General features: G+C 62.2%; 14 protein-coding genes. 7 read left to right on the forward strand and 7 right to left on the reverse strand.

Features of this window, described 5'->3' with window-relative positions; all coding sequences use genetic code 11:
- Positions 1 to 44 precede the first annotated feature (44 nt).
- Positions 45 to 968 carry a LysR family transcriptional regulator gene (locus tag AO356_RS20840; RefSeq protein WP_060741344.1) on the forward strand — a complete coding sequence of 308 codons (924 nt, stop codon included), beginning with the start codon at positions 45 to 47 and terminating at the stop codon, positions 966 to 968.
- Between the two features lie 147 nt (positions 969 to 1,115).
- Here the strand turns inward: AO356_RS20840 and AO356_RS20845 are convergent, their stop codons facing one another.
- The 3 genes from AO356_RS20845 to AO356_RS20855 form a co-directional block, all read right to left on the reverse strand.
- Entirely contained in the window at positions 1,116 to 1,844 is a 729-nt protein-coding gene (locus AO356_RS20845; RefSeq protein WP_060741345.1) for an aspartate/glutamate racemase family protein, read from the reverse strand.
- A 60-nt stretch (positions 1,845 to 1,904) separates the two neighbouring features.
- Positions 1,905 to 3,434 (reverse strand): NCS1 family nucleobase:cation symporter-1, encoded by a 1,530-nt coding sequence (locus AO356_RS20850; protein WP_060741346.1) that lies wholly within the window; start codon positions 3,432 to 3,434, stop codon positions 1,905 to 1,907.
- A 452-nt stretch (positions 3,435 to 3,886) separates the two neighbouring features.
- Positions 3,887 to 4,630, reverse strand: coding sequence for a phosphoadenylyl-sulfate reductase (locus AO356_RS20855; RefSeq protein WP_013693959.1), 744 nt, complete (start codon positions 4,628 to 4,630; stop codon positions 3,887 to 3,889).
- Positions 4,631 to 4,804: 174 nt separating this feature from the next.
- On the opposite strand from AO356_RS20855, the gene thrH reads away from it, so the two are divergent.
- Entirely contained in the window at positions 4,805 to 5,422 is a 618-nt protein-coding gene (gene thrH / locus AO356_RS20860; RefSeq protein ID WP_060741347.1) for a bifunctional phosphoserine phosphatase/homoserine phosphotransferase ThrH, read from the forward strand.
- Between the two features lie 147 nt (positions 5,423 to 5,569).
- Here the strand turns inward: thrH and pabB are convergent, their stop codons facing one another.
- The 4 genes from pabB to AO356_RS20880 all read right to left on the reverse strand — a co-directional run bounded on the left by pabB (position 5,570) and on the right by AO356_RS20880 (position 10,255).
- Entirely contained in the window at positions 5,570 to 6,913 is a 1,344-nt protein-coding gene (gene pabB, locus AO356_RS20865) for an aminodeoxychorismate synthase component I (protein WP_060741348.1), read from the reverse strand.
- Between the two features lie 281 nt (positions 6,914 to 7,194).
- A complete protein-coding gene (locus AO356_RS20870; protein ID WP_060741349.1) occupies positions 7,195 to 8,181 on the reverse strand; it encodes an alpha-L-glutamate ligase-like protein in 987 nt (328 codons plus the stop codon).
- On the reverse strand, positions 8,181 to 9,713 hold the full coding sequence (locus tag AO356_RS20875) for an inactive transglutaminase family protein (protein ID WP_060741350.1): 1,533 nt from the start codon (positions 9,711 to 9,713) through the stop codon (positions 8,181 to 8,183). The genes AO356_RS20870 and AO356_RS20875 overlap by 1 nt, the downstream gene beginning before the upstream one ends.
- A gap of 5 nt (positions 9,714 to 9,718) precedes the next feature.
- Positions 9,719 to 10,255 (reverse strand): ATP-dependent zinc protease, encoded by a 537-nt coding sequence (locus AO356_RS20880; RefSeq protein ID WP_053186065.1) that lies wholly within the window; start codon positions 10,253 to 10,255, stop codon positions 9,719 to 9,721.
- Between the two features lie 283 nt (positions 10,256 to 10,538).
- On the opposite strand from AO356_RS20880, the gene AO356_RS20885 reads away from it, so the two are divergent.
- From AO356_RS20885 to prpF, 5 genes are all read left to right on the forward strand, one after another.
- On the forward strand, positions 10,539 to 11,252 hold the full coding sequence (locus tag AO356_RS20885; RefSeq protein WP_060741351.1) for a GntR family transcriptional regulator: 714 nt from the start codon (positions 10,539 to 10,541) through the stop codon (positions 11,250 to 11,252).
- A complete protein-coding gene (prpB, locus tag AO356_RS20890; RefSeq protein WP_030137801.1) occupies positions 11,249 to 12,133 on the forward strand; it encodes a methylisocitrate lyase in 885 nt (294 codons plus the stop codon). Before AO356_RS20885 ends, prpB begins: the two co-directional genes overlap by 4 nt.
- Positions 12,134 to 12,174: 41 nt before the next feature.
- A complete protein-coding gene (gene prpC, locus AO356_RS20895; protein ID WP_060741352.1) occupies positions 12,175 to 13,302 on the forward strand; it encodes a bifunctional 2-methylcitrate synthase/citrate synthase in 1,128 nt (375 codons plus the stop codon).
- A gap of 199 nt (positions 13,303 to 13,501) precedes the next feature.
- Complete coding sequence (gene acnD / locus AO356_RS20900) at positions 13,502 to 16,093, forward strand: Fe/S-dependent 2-methylisocitrate dehydratase AcnD (RefSeq protein ID WP_060741353.1); 2,592 nt, start codon at positions 13,502 to 13,504, stop codon at positions 16,091 to 16,093.
- A gap of 52 nt (positions 16,094 to 16,145) precedes the next feature.
- Positions 16,146 to 17,339 carry a 2-methylaconitate cis-trans isomerase PrpF gene (prpF, locus tag AO356_RS20905; protein ID WP_060741354.1) on the forward strand — a complete coding sequence of 398 codons (1,194 nt, stop codon included), beginning with the start codon at positions 16,146 to 16,148 and terminating at the stop codon, positions 17,337 to 17,339.
- Positions 17,340 to 17,669: the final 330 nt, after the last annotated feature.

Raw genomic sequence — 17,669 nt, forward strand, 5'->3', positions numbered from 1 at the left:
TCATTGCTATAGTCTGTCTAAACCAAAAGTTTAGAGTGAGGCCCATGGAGACCTTCAACAGTATCGAATGCTTTGTGCGCAGCGCCGAAGTCGGCAGCTTTGCCGAGGCGGCGCGACGCTTGAGCGTGACCCCAGCGGCGGTGGGTAAAAGCGTCGCCAAGCTGGAGGCGCGGATGGGGGTGCGCCTGTTCCAGCGTAGTACCCGCAGCCTGAGGCTGACTGAAGCCGGCCAGTTGTTCCTGAGGGAAGTCGGCAGCAGCTTCAACACCATCCAGAACGCCGTCGCCAACCTGGCCAGCGCCGGCGGGCAACCGGCGGGAACGCTGAAGGTGAGCATGGGCACGGCGTTCGGTCGCTTGTATGTCGTGCCATTACTCGGGGAGTTTTTGCGGCGCTACCCGGCGATCAACCCCGATTGGCATTTCGATAACCGCCAGGTAGACCTGATCGGCCAGGGGTTCGATGCCGCCATCGGCGGTGGTTTCGAGCTGCCCCAGGGCGTGGTGGCGCGCAAGTTGACGGTGGCTCATCGGGTGCTGGTTGCATCCACGGACTACCTGAACACCCACGCTGCATTGGTGGAACCGGAAGATCTGGCGCAGCACCAGGGCATCCTGATTCGCTCGCCACAAACCGGCCGCGTGCGCTCCTGGCAACTGACCAGCCGAACCCAGCAACACAGCCCGCTCATGCTCAAGACCCGCATGACCATGAGCGATTCGGAAGCCGACTGCGCGGCCGCGGCCCAAGGGCTGGGCATCGGGCTGGTGAGCATGCCGGTGGCCGTGCCCTATCTGGAGTCCGGCGCGCTGCAACGGGTGCTGCCGGACTGGTACGTCGATGACGGCAATATCTCCATTTACTACGCCGAGCATAAGTTGCTGCCGGGCAAGACGCGGGTGTTCGTGGATTTCATCATCGAGCAGTTTGCCGAGCAGGGGTTGGCGCGGCGGTTCAGTGCGGTTTGAGTTGGGCGCTGGACCGCGTTGGCCTCAATCGCCGAGCAAGCTCGCTCCCACAGTTGGAGGGGCTGATCAGCAGTTTTGTGAACACCACAAACCCTGTGGGAGCGAGCTTGCTCGCGATTCAAGGCACCTCGGTCCAAGCCTGTGAGCTCACCGCCCAAACCGCCCCGGCCAGCCAATGATGGTCTTGGGCCGAGGCGTGGCGTAGGTGCGCACTTTCGAGGTCGATAACCCCAGCCGCACCAGTGATTCGGCAATGGTCACCGCCGCCGTCACGCCATCGACCACCGGCACTCCGGTGCGCTGGCGGATCTGCTCATCGAGCCCGGCCATGCCGCCGCAGCCCAGGCAGATCACTTCGGCCTTGTCCTGGCTGACCGCCAGTTCGGCCTGGCGCACGATGGCCTCGACCGCCCGCTGCGGGTCCTGCTCAAGCTCCAGCACCGCCAGGCCGCTGGCCCGTACCGAGGCGCAGCGGTCGAACAGGCCGGACAGCTTGAGCCGGTCTTCGATCAGCGGCACGGTGCGGTCCAGGGTGGTGACCACCGAATAAGCGTGGCCGAGGAACATGGCGGTACTGGCACCGGCATCGGTGATGTCCACTACCGGCACGTTCAGCAGTTCTTGCAGACCTTCGCGGCCATGTTCGCCGTAGCCGGCCTGGATCACCGCGTCGAACGGCTGGTCGTAGGACATCACCCGGTCCATCACCGCAATGGCCGCCAGGTAGCTTTCAAAATTGCCCTCGATGGAATCGGCACCGAAATGCGGCGTGAGCCCGACGATCTCGGTGCCCGGCGCGGCCACGGCCTGGGCCTGGCGGGCGATGGCCTGGGTGATGGATTCGGTGGTGTTGACGTTGACCACGAGAATTCGCATGAGCTGTCCTCCTTGATGCATGAAAGTAGGCGGCCCGTACCGGCCGGGCCGTTTGAGGGATCAATGATGAACGTTATCCACAGCGATGGATTCGCCGCTGACGTCCTCGTAATACGCTTCGCGCTTGGCGATGATCAGGTACAGCAGCCCTGCAATCGAAGCGCCAATCAGCCAGGAAAACGGTGAGACGGCGTCAAAACCGGGTACCAGGGCCAGGATGATCGCGATCAGCGCGGCCGGAATGAATGCCGCCACCGCACGCAGGTTGACGCCCTTGCTGTAGAAATACGCACCGTTTGGGTCCTCGCTGTACAGTTGCGGCACGTTGATACGGCCTTTTCGCAGCAGCCAGTAGTCGACCATGATCACCCCGTACAGCGGCCCGAGCAGGGCGCCGAGGCCGGACAGGAAATACACGATCACCAGTGGGCTGTTGTACAGGTTCCACGGCAGGATCAGTACGGCAATGGCGGCGCTGATCAGCCCGGCGCGGCGGAAGGTCAGGTACTTGGGCGCCAGGTTGCTGAGCACGAACGCCGGGGCGACGAAGTTGGCCATGATGTTCACCGCCACGGTGACGATCAGGAAGGCCAGGCAGCCCAGCACCAGAAGAAACGTGTTGGGGATCGAGGCGACGACCTGGGTCGGGCTTTCGATGATTTGCCCGTTGATCTGGAACTGCGCACCGCAGAGCAGGATGGTGATCCCGGCAAACACCAGGATGTTCACCGGCAGGCCCCAGAAATTGCCGACGATGATGGTTCGGCGGCATGGCGATGAGCGGGCGAAGTCGCAGAAATTGAGGATCAAGGTACCGTAGATCGACAACCATAGCGCGCCGCCGGCAAAGATATTGCGCCACATTTCGCCACCGGTCAGCGGCTCGCGGATCGACCAGGCAATGGTGGCGCCGGCCTGGGTGTACATCCAACCGGCCAGGGCCGCGACGGTCACCAGGATCACCGGACCGGCGAAACCTTCATAACGGCGCACCGTCTCCATGCCGTAGGCCAGGATCACCAGTTGCACGAACCAGATCGCCACGAAACACACCCAGCCCAGGCTCGACAGGCCGAGGATCGAGTCGCGGTCGTAGTCGGCGAAGCCCGGATGGATCGCCACCAGCAACACGCGGAACACCACCGACGCCAGGTAGGTCTGGATCCCGAACCAGGCAATCGCAATGACCGCCCTGATCAACGCAGGAATCTGCGCACCGTGGATCCCGAAGCTGATCCGGCTGATCACCGGGAACGGCACCCCGGTTTTCTGGCCCATGTAGCCGGACAGGTTCATGAAGCCATACACCAGTGCCGCGCCTATCCCCAGGGACAGCAAGATCTGCCAGCCACCCAGCCCCAGGGCATACAGACCGATGGCGAAGGAATAGTTGGCGATGTTGTGCACGTCGTTGGTCCACAGGGCAAAGATGCTGTAGCGGCCCCAGCGGCGACCTTCGGCCTTGGTCGGCGCCAGGTCCTTGTTGTGCAGCCGCGGGCTCAAGGCCAGGGAGGCTGCGGCGTTGTCATCGGGGGCAGTGGTGGAGGAGGGCAGATCCAGCGCGATGTTATTGGAGAGACTTGTACGCATTCCGGCAGGCTCCTGATTCTCGGCGCTGCGATGACTGTGCATGAGCGCGGGGCTCGACAAATCTTCGTCGCGGCGGGCGAGCATCATTGGTTACGGGGCATCTGCAGCCTGTACGGGATAGGGCGCTTCAGGCTTGCGGATCTAAAGTGTGTGTATGTTTTATAAATGTTGTATACAAAACACTTGGCGACTCAAGCCAGATTTATGCCACTTACGGATCTATCCAACGTAACGCTAATTTCGTTTCGTTATGGTCTTTGAATAACTAGCTGAAATACGGCGATTTAAAGCTGACCGTTTAAACAGGTATTTATTTTTTGGCGAACGCCAGTGGAGGAAGGAAGCCAGGTGAGGCGGGGAATTGGGTGTAACTTTTCGGGGCAGTAACGACATAAGTGCACACAAAAATGCCACTTGTGGTGACATTTTTGTGTACAGAGGGCGGCGGACGCTTAGACGGTCTTGGATTTGGCGATGATGTTTCCGGCGTGCAGCCCGCATTCTTTCTGCGTGGCTTCTTCCCACCACCAGCGACCTTCGCGTTCGTGCTGGTTCGGCAGCACCGGGCGGGTGCAGGGTTCGCAGCCGATGCTGATGAAGCCGCGTTCATGCAGGCTGTTGTAGGGCAGTTCCAGCATGCGGATGTAACCCCAGACTTCTTCGCTGGTCATCTGCGACAGGGGGTTGAATTTGTACAGGGTGCGCTCCGGGGTGGAAAACGCCGTGTCGATTTCCAGCACGGCCACCTGGCTGCGGGTGCCGGGGCTCTGGTCGCGGCGCTGGCCGGTGGCCCAGGCGCGGACATCGGTCAGCTTGCGGCGCAGCGGCTCGATCTTGCGGATGCCGCAGCACTCGCCGTGACCGTCCTTGTAGAAGCTGAACAGGCCTTTTTCCTTCACGAAGGGTTCAAGTTTCGTGTAGTCCGGCGAGACCAGTTCGATGTCGATCTTGTAGTGCTCGCGCACCTGATCGATGAAGCGATAGGTCTCCGGGTGCAGGCGACCGGTGTCGAGGCTGAACACCTTGACGTTCTTGTTCAGTTTCCAGGCCATGTCCACCAGCACCACGTCTTCGGCGCCGCTGAACGATATCCACAGCTCGTCGCCGAATTCGGCGAAGGCCAGCTTGAGGATGTCCTGGGGGGACTTGTTGGCATAGGTCGTGGCGAGTTCCACGACGTCGAACGATGGGCTCATCAGGGCGGTTTCCTACAGGTCGGTGGCGCTGGGCGCTCTATATGGGGCTGATGGTAACAAAAGCTGTCGGGGCTGGCGCGCTCCTGTGCGTTGCGCGGGCTCTGGCGAATGGCTAGAGTCGGCAAGCCTTTTATTCGCTCAACCGATAAACATCAGAAAAAATGGGAGTGTCTTGTGGAAATTGCCTGTCTCGACCTGGAAGGTGTGCTGGTCCCGGAGATCTGGATCGCCTTTGCCGAAAAAACCGGGATTGAATCCCTCAGGGCAACCACTCGGGACATTCCCGACTACGACGTGCTGATGAAGCAACGGTTGCGCATCCTTGATGAGCATGGCCTCAAGCTCTCCGACATCCAGGAAGTCATCGCCACCCTCCAGCCGCTGGACGGCGCCATCGAATTCGTCGACTGGCTGCGCGAGCGCTTCCAGGTGGTGATTCTTTCCGACACGTTCTACGAATTTTCCCAACCGTTGATGCGCCAGCTGGGCTTCCCGACTTTGCTCTGCCATCGCTTGGTTACCGATGACAGCGGGCGGGTGACGGGGTACCAGTTGCGTCAGAAAGATCCCAAGCGCCAGTCGGTTTTGGCTTTCAAGAGCCTGTACTACCGAGTGATTGCAGCGGGCGATTCCTATAACGACACCACGATGCTGGGCGAAGCCGACGCCGGGATTCTGTTCCATGCGCCGGAGAACGTGATCCGTGAGTTCCCGCAATTCCCGGCGGTGCACACGTTCGCCGAGTTGAAGCAGGAATTCCTCAAGGCTTCGAACCGCCATCTCAGCCTGTAAGTAAAAAACCTGTGGGAGCGAGCTTGCTCGCGATAGCGGTGTGCCAGTCGGCATTGATGTTGACTGACACACTGTCATCGCGGGCAAGCCTTGCTCCCACAGGGGTATAGCGCCAGTCTGTGGGAGCAAGGCTTGCCCGCGATGCTTTTAGAGGCTTTGCAAGGTTTCCAGCAACACCCGAACCTTGGTAATCGACTCCTGATACTCGGCCTCCCAGTCCGAATCCGCGACAATCCCGCCGCCGCCCCAGCAGCACACCTGCCCATCCTTGACCAGCAAACTGCGGATGGCGATGGAACTGTCCATTTCCCCGCGCACGTCCAGGTACAGCAACGAGCCGCAATACAGCCCGCGCCGGGTCGGCTCGAGTTCGTCGATGATTTGCATGGCGCGGATTTTCGGCGCGCCGGTGATCGAGCCGCCGGGGAAGCTGCCGGCGATCAGGTCCAGGGCGTCCTTGTCGTCGGCCAGTTCGCCGGTCACGCTGCTGACCAGGTGATGCACGTTCGGGTAGCTTTCCAGGCTGAACAACTCCGGCACCCGCACCGAGCCGATACGGCAGGTACGGCCCAGGTCGTTGCGCAGCAGGTCGACGATCATCAGGTTTTCCGCCCGATCCTTGGGGCTGGCCAGCAGTTCGGCGGCGTGGGCCGCGTCTTCCTCGGGCGTTGTGCCGCGGGGGCGGGTGCCCTTGATCGGCCGGGTTTCCACCTGTCCTTCGCTGACTTTGACGAAGCGCTCTGGGGACAGGCTCAGTACCGCGCCGCCCTCCGGCAGGCTCTGGAAGCCGGAAAACGGTGTCGGGCAAGCCGCCCGCAACGCCTGGTAAGCGGCCCAGGCATCACCTTGGCAGGGCGCGCGGAAGCGTTGGGCGAAGTTGACCTGATAGCAGTCGCCGGCCTGGATGTACGCCTGGATACGTTCGAACGCCTGTCGGTAGGCTTCGGCACTGAGGTCTGGCGTCATCGGTCCTTCAAGGCTGAACGAGGGAACGGCGGCGGTGGTCGGCTGGCTGAACAGCGCGATCAGGCGCTGGCGTTCGTCTTCGCCACAATGGGGATGGAACACCAGTTGGCTGGTGCCCGCCTGGTGATCGCTGATCAAAGCCCAGTCGTACACGCCAAAACGTGCGTCGGGCAGTTGCAGATCGTCCTGGGCGTGGGACGGCAGGGTTTCGAGGTGTCGGCCGAAGTCGTAGCTCAAGTAGCCGATCAGGCCGCCGGCGAAAGGCAATTGCACCGTGGCCGGCAGCACCGCGTCGCCCAGTTGCGTCAGCTGGATGCGCAGGCGTTGCAGGAAATCGCTGCCGCTCTCATTCGGCAACACCGCCAATTGTGCCAGCGGCCAGGCGCTGAGCAGGTCGTAACGCCCACGCTTGGCACTCGGCCGGCCACTGTCGAGCAGCACGCTGCCCGGGGCATGACGGATCGCAGCGAAATACTCGGCGGGGTTGGTGCGGTAGGGCAGCGGGTGTACGGAGCAGGTTGGCATGGGCGGGGCGGGTCAGCCATTCAGGCGGGGGAGCGATTGTAATCCCCTGTAGGATTTGCTCCTAGGGGGATGTCGGAGATGAGCAAGTATGGGGGCTATCGAAAATATTCGGGTGTGAACACCTTGTGGCGAGGGAGCTTGCTCCCGCTGGGTTGCGCAGCAACCCCCAGGCAGTTGAACGCGGTCAGCCTGATGCACCGCGGTGCTGGGTTTTGAGGGGCGCTTCGCACCCCAGCGGGAGCAAGCTCCCTCGCCACAGGAGCAAACTTCAAACCTCAGTCTCAGCCTTCAACCGGAGGAATATGCCCAAACAGCTCCTGGGCAAACGCCACGCGCTCTTCCGCGGTTTCGATAACGCCCCGTTCCTTGAGTTCTTCCAGGCGGGCTTCCACCGCGTGGGTGCGCAGGGTCAGGCCGCAGTCGTTGGCGATCTGGATGTTCAGGCCCGGTCGGGCATTCAGTTCCAGGATCAACGGCCCTTTCTCCTGGTCCAGCACCATGTCGACGCCGATGTAGCCCAGCCCGCACAGTTCATAGCAACCGGCGGCCAGTTTCATGAAACCGTCCCAGTAGGGCAGTTGCACGCCGTCCACCGCGTTGGTGGTGTCGGGGTGTTTGGTGATGATGTTGTTCAGCCAGGTGCCGCGCAGGGTCAGGCCCGTGGCGAGGTCGACGCCCACGCCGATAGCGCCTTGGTGCAGGTTGGCCTTGCCGCCGGACTGCCGGGTTGGCAGCCGCAGCATGGCCATCACCGGATAGCCCATCAGCACGATGATGCGGATGTCCGGCACGCCCTCGTAGCTGATGCTCTTGAAGATCTGGTCCGGCGTCACGCGGTACTCGATCAGCGCCCGGTCACGGTGCCCGCCCAAGGAATACAGGCCCGTGAGGATACTGGAGACATGGTGCTCGATTTCCTCATGGCTGATGATCTTGCCGGACACCGTGCGGTAGCGGCCTTCGAAGCGGTCGGCGATGACGATGATGCCGTCGCCGCCAGCGCCCTGGGCCGGCTTGATCACGAAGTCGGTGCGCCCGCCGATGATCTCGTCGAGCTTGTCGATTTCTTTCTCGGTGGAGATCACCCCGTACAGCTCCGGCACATGGATGCCGGCGGCGATGGCCCGTTCCTTGGTGATGATCTTGTCATCGACGATGGGGTACAGGCTGCGCTTGTTGTACTTGAGCACATAGTCGGCGTTACGCCGATTGATGCCCATGATGCCCCGGGCTTCCAGGGCCTTCCAGGTCTTCCAGAAGCCGAACATCAGGAGTCTGCCTTGAGGAAGGCCTTGAACCGGACCAACTCGGTCAGGCGGTAGCCGCGATAACGCCCCATGGCCAGCATGAAGCCCACCAGGATCAGCAGGATCGCCGGGAACGTGAACACGAAGTACACCAGTTCCGGCACGCTCATGATCAGGTGCGCCAGGGACGCGGCGAACAAGGTGCCGATGGCGACTTTCATCGCATGGCCGGCGCCGCGTTCTTCCCAGGTGATGGACAGGCGTTCGATAGTCATGGTCAGGATCACCATCGGGAACAGCGCCACCGACAGGCCACGCTCCAGGCCCAGCTTATGGCTGAACAGGCTGATGGCGGCGATCAGCACCACCACGAACGTCAGCACCACCGAGAGCCTTGGCAGCATCTGCAACTTGAGGTGTTCCAGGTACGAACGCAGCGACAGGCCCAGCGTCGTGATTACCGTGAACAGGATGATGCCGAAGCCCAGTTGGGTTTCCCGGAAGGCCAGGGCGATCAGCACCGGGGTGAAGGTCCCGAGGGTTTGCAGGCCGATCAGGTTGCGCAGTATCAGGATCACCAGCACGCCGATCGGGATCATCACCATGATCATGAAGGTTTGCTGGGTTTGCAGCGGCAGGCCGTAGAGCGAATATTCGAGGAAGTTGGCGTCGGTGTTCTCGTCCGTCAGCTTGGCCAGGCGAATGGCGTTCATTTCGCTGTTGTTCATGCTGAAGGTGACGGTGGCTTTCTTGCCGCCATCGACGGTGATCAGGTTTTCATCGCCGGTCCACCACAGCAGGCGGTCGGTGGGCAGGCCCTGTTCGCCGGAGTCCGGGTTGAAATACAGCCAGTCGGTGCCGTTGAAGCTGCGCAGCCACAGCTCGGGTGTCTGCGGCTGGTCGGCGACCAGGCGGATGGTGTGGACCTTTTCCACCGGCACGTGGGCGATGGACAGCACCAATTCGACGATGCGCGCCTTGTTGGCCGAGGAAGGATCACCGGCCAGCAACAGCTTGACGTTGTCGTCGTTGAGGTTGTTGACCCGCTTGATCGCTTCGCTGATGAACGTCTCGACGTCGGCCGAGTGCTGGCGGATCGGCGCGAGCAGGGCTTCGGCGGCCAGTTTCTCCGGGCCTTCGACGGCGATGCTGTCGCGGAAGGTCGGGCCCTTGACCTTGGTTTTCTCGGCGCTGTAGCGCTTGGTCAGTACCAGGCGGTAATAAAGGGTCTGGTTGCCCTTGGCGCGACGGGCTGACCAGGTCACTTTGCGGTTACCGTCGACCCGGTTCACCGCCACGCCGTAATTATTGGAAATGAAACTCTCGTTGAGGCTCACGTAGTCGCGGCTCAGGGGCGGCACGAACATCTGGATCTTCACCGGGTCCTTGGCGTTGGGCACGAATTCGACCTTGGCGTCGATGTTCCACAAATCGTCGGTGGCGTCTTCGGTGACCGGGATGCCGAGCACGAAAATCTGATAGGCCGTCACCGACAGGCCCAGCACCACCAGGATGGCGATCAGCATTTTCAGATGGAGGGTAAGGGAGCGCATTGGAATTACTCTGCGGTTTGAGCGGCATTGGCGCAGGCGGGTTTGCCGGCAGCGTATTTAAGACTGGGGTCGACCAGCGCGTCGAAGCGCTTGAGCGCCTCGGAACCGATCAGCAACGGGTATTGGAAGGCGCTGCGGTCGGTCAGGTTCACTTCGATGCTGCGCAGGGCCGAGCCCATGCAGATGTCCAGTTCGATGACCGGCCGGGCCGTGTATTTCTTGCCTTCTTCCGGGTCGTAGTCACCGGCGCGGCGCTTGATCTTGCTGACCCGGGCCAGCGGACGTTCGATGGGGTGCGAGTGGGCTGCGTCGATGGCCAGGTAAAAACGCACCCAGGATTCGCCATTGCGCTTGAAGCGCTTGATGTCCCGGGCGCTGAGGGAGGCGGTCTTGGCGCCGGTGTCGAGCTTGGCGGCGACCTCCAGGTCGATGCCCTGCAGGGCGGCGTATTCGTTGAGGCCGTACACGGTTTTTTCACCCGCCACGGCAAGCCCCGGCAGGCACATGAAATAGAAAGCGGCAGATAAGGGCTTGAGTGTCATAGATCCTGGTGCGCAGCGTTCCGTTTATCGGTTCAGGCCCTGGCATTACTGCACAAGCTCCCTAGGCAGCCTTTCTCTAATAAAAGGAGAGCGGCGAATAACCGCGGCATTCTAGCACGGTGGTTTTCTGACGCCACCGCTGGCCGGAGGCTACGAGTCTTCATGCAACAGGGTTATCTCCAGGGCGTTTATTAGACGATTGTCGACAATGTTGATTTTTGTTTTGACGTAAAGGCCGTTGTTGGTTAGTTTTTGCCATATTGATTTCCAAGGTGTCGACAATATGCTCGATCAGCTCGAAACCCCGGTGATGGTCCAGGACGACTCGGAGACCCTGTCCGAGAACGTCTTCCGGCGTATCCAGGCCGCCATCGTCAAGGGCGAGATCGCCCCCGGCAGCAAGATCTCCGAGCCCGAGCTGGCGCGCACCTACGGCATCAGCCGCGGGCCGCTGCGCGAGGCCATTCACCGCCTGGAAGGCCAGCGCCTGCTGGTGCGCATTCCCCACGTCGGTGCCCGGGTGGTGTCGCTGAGCCACGCCGAGCTGCTGGAACTCTACGAAATCCGTGAATCCCTCGAAGGCATGGCCTGCCGCCTGGCGGCCGAACGCATGACCCTGGAAGAAATCGACGAACTGCGCCGGGTGCTGGAAACCCACGAGCGCGATGCGGCGTTCCAGGCCGGTGTCGGTTATTACCAGCAGGAAGGCGATTTCGACTTTCATTACCGGATCATCCAGGGCAGCGGCAACCGCACCCTGACGCAGATGCTGTGCGGCGAGCTGTACCAACTGGTGCGCATGTACCGGATCCAGTTCTCCACCACGCCCAACCGTCCGCGCCAGGCCTTTGCCGAGCACCACCGGATTCTCGACGCCATCGCCGACCGTGACGGCGAACTGGCTGAATTATTGATGCGCCGGCACATCGGCGCCTCCAAACGCAATATCGCGCGTCATTTCCAGGACAGCGCCGCCACTGAACGAGGTGAGTCATGAGCAACAGCACTCCAGGCCAGCGTTTCCGCGATGCGGTCGCCAGCGAGCATCCGCTGCAAGTGGTGGGCACGATCAACGCCAACCACGCGCTGCTGGCCAAGCGCGCCGGTTTCAAGGCGATCTACCTGTCGGGCGGCGGCGTGGCGGCCGGTTCCCTCGGCGTGCCGGACCTGGGCATCACCGGCCTGGATGACGTGCTGACCGATGTACGGCGTATCACCGATGTGTGCGACCTGCCGCTGCTGGTGGACGTGGACACCGGCTTCGGTTCCTCGGCGTTCAACGTGGCGCGCACGGTCAAGTCGATGATCAAGTTCGGCGCCGCGGCGATTCATATCGAAGACCAGGTCGGCGCCAAGCGTTGCGGCCATCGTCCGAACAAGGAAATCGTCTCCCAGCAAGAGATGGTCGACCGTATCAAGGCTGCCGTCGATGCCCGTACCGATGACAGTTTCGTGATCATGGCCCGTACCGATGCCTTGGCGGTGGAAGGCTTGGAATCGGCCCTGGACCGCGCCGCCGCGTGCATCGAGGCCGGTGCCGACATGATTTTCCCCGAAGCCATCACCGAGCTTGAGATGTACAAGCTGTTCGCCAGCCGCGTGAAAGCGCCGATCCTGGCCAACATCACCGAATTCGGCGCGACCCCGCTGTACACCACCGAACAGCTGGCCGGGGCCGACGTGTCCCTGGTGCTGTACCCGCTGTCGGCCTTCCGGGCCATGAACAAGGCGGCCGAGAACGTCTACACCGCGATCCGCCGCGACGGCACGCAACAGAATGTCATCGATACTATGCAGACCCGCATGGAGCTTTACGATCGCATCGACTACCACACCTTCGAGCAGAAGCTCGATGCGTTGTTCGCGGCGAAGAAGTAAGGCGCGACTCCCCTACAAATTCAAGAAAATGGAGACAGCAAATGGCCGAAGCAAAAGTACTCAGTGGCGCCGGGCTCCGTGGCCAGGTGGCCGGGCAAACCGCATTGTCCACCGTGGGCCAATCGGGTGCCGGCCTGACCTATCGCGGCTACGACGTTCGCGAGCTGGCGGCAGATGCGCAATTTGAAGAGGTGGCCTACCTGCTGCTGTACGGCGAACTGCCGACCCAGGCACAGTTGGACGCCTACACCGGTAAGCTGCGCCAGTTGCGCGACCTGCCCCAAGCCTTGAAGGAAGTGCTGGAGCGCATTCCCGCCGACGCCCACCCGATGGACGTGATGCGCACCGGCTGCTCGTTCCTGGGCAACCTGGAACCCGAGCAGGATTTTTCCCAGCAACATGACAAGACCGATCGCCTGCTGGCCGCGTTCCCGGCGATCATGTGCTACTGGTATCGCTTCAGCCACCAAGGCCAGCGCATCGAATGCGTGACCGACGAAGTGTCCATCGGCGGCCACTTCCTGCACTTGCTGCACGGCAAGAAGCCGAGCGAGTTGCACGTCAAGGTGATGAATGTCTCGCTGATCCTCTACGCCGAGCACGAATTCAACGCCTCGACCTTCACCGCCCGGGTCTGCGCCTCCACGCTGTCGGACCTGTTCTCCTGCATCACCGCCGCCATCGGCTCGCTGCGTGGCCCGTTGCATGGCGGTGCCAACGAAGCGGCGATGGAAATGATCGAGCGCTTCAGCTCACCGCAGGAGGCCATCGAAGGCACCCTCGGCATGCTGGCGCGCAAAGACAAGATCATGGGCTTCGGCCACGCGATCTATAAGGACAACGACCCGCGCAACGAGGTGATCAAGGGCTGGTCGAAAAAACTCGCCGACGAAGTGGGCGATACCGTGCTGTTCCCGGTGTCCGAAGCCATCGACAAGACCATGTGGGAACAGAAGAAGCTGTTCCCCAACGCCGATTTCTACCATGCCTCGGCGTACCACTTCATGGGCATCCCGACCAAGCTGTTCACGCCGATCTTCGTCTGCTCGCGCCTGACCGGCTGGGCCGCCCACGTGTTCGAACAACGCGCCAACAACCGCATCATCCGACCGAGCGCCGAATACACCGGCGTCGAACAGCGCAAGTTCGTGCCAATCGAACAACGCTGAGCTGGAGGGTTTTAGCCGCCGGAACTGAAATGACCCCGAAACCCTGTGGGAGCGAGCTTGCTCGCGATTGCGCACTGACATTCAACATTGATGTCGACGGATGCGCCGCTATCGCGAGCAAGCGCGCTCCCACAGTGGCCGGGGGGACTTCAAGTACTGCGCCAGCCCCTTCTGAAACCACCGTGACCGAGTCCTGACGATGAACACAGAATTTCGCAAACCGCTGCCTGGCACTTCGCTGGATTATTTCGACGTTCGCGGCGCAGTGGATGCCATCCGCCCCGGCGCCTATGACGGCCTACCGTACACCTCCCGCGTGCTGGCGGAAAACCTGGTGCGTCGCTGCGACCCGGCCACGCTGCGCGAGTCGCTGCTGCAACTGATCGAGCGCAAGCGCGACCTGGATTTCCCGTGGTTTCCGGCCCGCGTGGTGTGCCATGACATCCTCGGCCAGACTGCCCTGGTGGACCTGGCCGGCCTGCGCGACGCCATCGCCCTGCAGGGGGGCGACCCGGCGCAGGTCAATCCGGTGGTGCCGACCCAACTGATCGTCGACCACTCCCTGGCGGTGGAAAGCGGTGGTGCCGACCCGCAAGCCTTCGCCAAGAACCGCGCCATTGAAGACCGCCGCAACGAAGACCGCTTCCACTTCATCAACTGGACCAAGAAAGCCTTCAAGAATGTCGATGTGATTCCGCCGGGCAACGGGATCATGCACCAGATCAACCTGGAAAAAATGTCACCGGTGATCCAGCAGCGTGACGGCGTGGCGTTCCCCGACACCTGCGTCGGCACCGACAGCCACACCCCCCACGTCGATGCCCTGGGCGTGATCGCCATCGGCGTCGGTGGCCTGGAGGCCGAAAGCGTCATGCTCGGTCGCGCCTCGTGGATGCGCCTGCCGGAAATCGTCGGCGTCGAGCTGACCGGCAAGCTGCAACCGGGCATCACCGCCACCGACATGGTGCTGGCGCTGACCGAGTTCCTGCGCAAGCAAAAAGTTGTCGGGGCATGGCTGGAGTTTTTCGGTGAAGGCGCCAGTGCCCTGACCTTGGGCGACCGTGTGACCATTTCCAACATGGCCCCGGAATACGGCGCTACGGCGGCGATGTTCCATATTGATCAACAGACGATCGACTACCTGAAGCTCACCGGTCGCGAAGACACCCAGGTGCAGTTGGTGGAAACCTATGCCAAGCACGTGGGCCTGTGGGCCGATAGCCTCAAGGGCGCACAGTACGAGCGTGGCCTGACCTTCGACCTGTCCTCGGTAGTACGCAACATGGCCGGCCCGAGCAACCCCCATGCCCGCGTCGCGGTGTCGGAGCTGGCCGCCAAAGGCATTTCCGGCCAGTGGGACGATGTGCCCGGGCAAATGCCCGACGGCGCGGTGATCATCGCCGCCATCACCAGTTGCACCAACACCAGCAACCCGCGCAACGTGATCGCCGCCGGCCTCTTGGCGCGCAACGCCAACCGCCTGGGCCTGGCCCGCAAGCCGTGGGTCAAGTCGTCCCTGGCCCCGGGCTCGAAAACCGTGGCGCTGTACCTGGACGAGGCCGGCCTGACGTCCGAACTCGAGAAACTGGGCTTCGGCGTGGTGGCATTCGCCTGCACCACCTGCAACGGCATGTCGGGCGCGCTGGACCCGGTGATCCAGCAGGAAATCATCGACCGCGACCTGTACGCCACCGCCGTGTTGTCGGGCAACCGCAACTTCGACGGGCGTATCCATCCGTACGCCAAGCAGGCGTTCCTGGCCTCGCCACCCCTGGTGGTCGCGTATGCCATCGCCGGGACCATCCGCTTCGACATCGAAAAAGATGTGCTGGGCGTGGTGGACGGTCGCGAGATCCGCCTCAAGGACATCTGGCCGAGCGACGAAGAAATCGACGCGGTGGTCAAGGCTTCGGTGAAGCCGGAGCAGTTCCGCCAGGTGTACATTCCGATGTTCGCCATCCAGGAAGACACCGGACCGAAAGTGACGCCGCTGTACGACTGGCGCCCACAAAGCACCTACATCCGTCGTCCGCCGTACTGGGAAGGGGCGCTGGCCGGTGCGCGGCCACTCAAGGGCATGCGCCCGCTGGCGGTGCTGCCGGACAACATCACCACCGACCATTTGTCGCCGTCCAACGCCATCATGCTGGACAGTGCCGCTGGCGAGTACCTGGCGAAAATGGGCCTGCCGGAAGAGGACTTCAACTCCTACGCAACCCACCGCGGCGACCACCTGACCGCGCAGCGCGCCACCTTCGCCAACCCGAAACTGTTCAACGAAATGGTCCAGGAAAACGGCAAGGTCAAGCAGGGCTCCCTGGCCCGAGTCGAGCCGGAAGGCAAGGTCATGCGCATGTGGGAGGCCATCGAGACCTACATGGAACGCAAGCAGCCGCTGATCATCATTGCCGGTGCCGACTACGGCCAGGGTTCGTCCCGGGACTGGGCGGCCAAGGGCGTGCGCCTGGCCGGTGTCGAGGCGATCGCCGCCGAGGGTTTCGAACGCATCCACCGCACCAACCTGGTGGGCATGGGCGTGTTGCCGCTGGAGTTCAAGCCCGGCACCGATCGCAAGACCCTGGGCATCGACGGCAGCGAAGTCTATGACGTGATCGGCGAGCGCACGCCGCGGGCGACGCTGACCCTGGTCATCACTCGCAAGAACGGCGAGCGCGTCGAAGTGCCGGTGACCTGCCGTCTCGATACCGCCGAAGAAGTGTCGATCTATGAAGCCGGGGGCGTGTTGCAACGCTTTGCCCAGGACTTCCTGGAATCGGCGGTGGCCGTTTAAATCGCTTGGGTGGTCCGTTCTCCGGCCACCCTTTTTTCAGGAGTTAGAGCACATGGCTCACTCGCCTCAAATCAAGATCCCCGCGACCTACATGCGTGGCGGCACCAGCAAAGGCGTGTTCTTCAGCCTGCAAGACCTGCCCGAAGCGGCTCGCGTTCCCGGCCCGGTCCGGGATGCCCTGCTGTTGCGGGTGATCGGCAGCCCCGACCCGTACGAGAAGCAGATCGATGGCATGGGCGGCGCAACGTCCAGCACCAGCAAGACCGTGATCCTGTCCAGGAGCACCCGGGCCGACCACGATGTCGATTACCTGTTCGGCCAGGTGTCCATCGATAAGCCGTTCGTGGACTGGAGCGGCAACTGCGGCAACCTGTCGGCGGCGGTGGGGTCGTTTGCCATCAGCAGTGGTTTGGTGGCGTCCGACCGGATTCCGCAAAACGGCGTGGCCGTGGTACGGATCTGGCAGGCCAACATCGGCAAGACCATCATCGCCCATGTGCCAATCACCGAGGGCGTGGTGCAGGAAACCGGGGACTTCGAACTCGACGGCGTGACCTTTCCAGCGGCCGAAGTGCAATTGGAGTTCATGGACCCGGCGGCCGAGGAGGAGGGCGGTGGTGGCTCGATGTTTCCCACCGGCAACCTGGTGGACGACTTGGAAGTGCCCGGTGTTGGTACCTTCAAGGCGACGCTGATCAACGCGGGGATCCCGACGATTTTCATCAATGCCCGCGATGTCGGCTACACCGGCACTGAGTTGCAGGGGGCGATCAACAGCGATCCCAAGGCGTTGGCGATGTTCGAAACCATTCGCGCCCACGGTGCCTTGCGCATGGGCTTGATCAAGCACCTGGACGAAGCGGCCCAGCGCCAGCACACACCGAAAGTGGCGTTTGTCGCGCCGCCGGCGGATTACCTTTCCTCCAGCGGAAAAGCCGTGGCGGCGGGGGATGTCGACTTGCTGGTGCGGGCGTTGTCCATGGGCAAGCTGCACCACGCCATGATGGGCACCGCAGCGGTGGCCATCGGCACCGCCGCAGCGATTTCCGGCACCCTGGTGAACCTGGCCGCCGGCGGCATCGAGCGTAACGCCGTGCGTTTCGGCCACCCGTCCGGCACCTTGCGCGTCGGCGCCGAGGCCAGCGTGGTCAACGGCGAATGGACCGTTAAAAAAGCCATCATGAGCCGCAGTGCGCGGGTGTTGATGGAAGGGTTCGTGCGGGTGCCGGGGGATGTCCTGAACTGAGTCGAAAAAGCTGTGGGAGCGAGCTTGCTCGCGATAGCGGTGTATCAGCCTACATGGATGTTGGATGTGCTGGCCTCATCGCGAGCAAGCTCGCTCCCACAGGGGATTTTCAGTGGATCCGGAATCTCATCTGTCACCGATCAAACTGTGGGAGCGAGCTTGCTCGCGATGGCGGTGTGTCGGCTGACATGGATGTTGTATGTGATGGCCTCATCGCGAGCAAGCTCGCTCCCACAGGGGATTTTCAGTGGATCCGGAATCTCATCTGTCACCGATCAAACTGTGGGAGCGAGCTTGCTCGCGATGGCGGTGTGTCGGCTGACATGGATG

It is taken from the genome of Pseudomonas fluorescens (genome assembly GCF_001307275.1).
GTDB classification, from domain to species: domain Bacteria; phylum Pseudomonadota; class Gammaproteobacteria; order Pseudomonadales; family Pseudomonadaceae; genus Aquipseudomonas; species Aquipseudomonas fluorescens_AA.

Bases quoted from the DNA above. Each gene is read 5' to 3' on its own strand.
- AO356_RS20840 (WP_060741344.1), top strand. From the start codon at position 45: ATGGAGACCTTCAACAGTATCGAATGCTTTGTGCGCAGCGCCGAAGTC.
- AO356_RS20845 (WP_060741345.1), bottom strand. From the start codon at position 1,844: ATGCGAATTCTCGTGGTCAACGTCAACACCACCGAATCCATCACCCAG.
- AO356_RS20850 (WP_060741346.1), bottom strand. From the start codon at position 3,434: ATGCGTACAAGTCTCTCCAATAACATCGCGCTGGATCTGCCCTCCTCC.
- AO356_RS20855 (WP_013693959.1), bottom strand. From the start codon at position 4,630: ATGAGCCCATCGTTCGACGTCGTGGAACTCGCCACGACCTATGCCAAC.
- pabB (WP_060741348.1), bottom strand. From the start codon at position 6,913: ATGCCAACCTGCTCCGTACACCCGCTGCCCTACCGCACCAACCCCGCC.
- AO356_RS20870 (WP_060741349.1), bottom strand. From the start codon at position 8,181: ATGTTCGGCTTCTGGAAGACCTGGAAGGCCCTGGAAGCCCGGGGCATC.
- AO356_RS20875 (WP_060741350.1), bottom strand. From the start codon at position 9,713: ATGCGCTCCCTTACCCTCCATCTGAAAATGCTGATCGCCATCCTGGTG.
- AO356_RS20880 (WP_053186065.1), bottom strand. From the start codon at position 10,255: ATGACACTCAAGCCCTTATCTGCCGCTTTCTATTTCATGTGCCTGCCG.
- AO356_RS20885 (WP_060741351.1), top strand. From the start codon at position 10,539: ATGCTCGATCAGCTCGAAACCCCGGTGATGGTCCAGGACGACTCGGAG.
- prpB (WP_030137801.1), top strand. From the start codon at position 11,249: ATGAGCAACAGCACTCCAGGCCAGCGTTTCCGCGATGCGGTCGCCAGC.
- prpC (WP_060741352.1), top strand. From the start codon at position 12,175: ATGGCCGAAGCAAAAGTACTCAGTGGCGCCGGGCTCCGTGGCCAGGTG.
- acnD (WP_060741353.1), top strand. From the start codon at position 13,502: ATGAACACAGAATTTCGCAAACCGCTGCCTGGCACTTCGCTGGATTAT.
- prpF (WP_060741354.1), top strand. From the start codon at position 16,146: ATGGCTCACTCGCCTCAAATCAAGATCCCCGCGACCTACATGCGTGGC.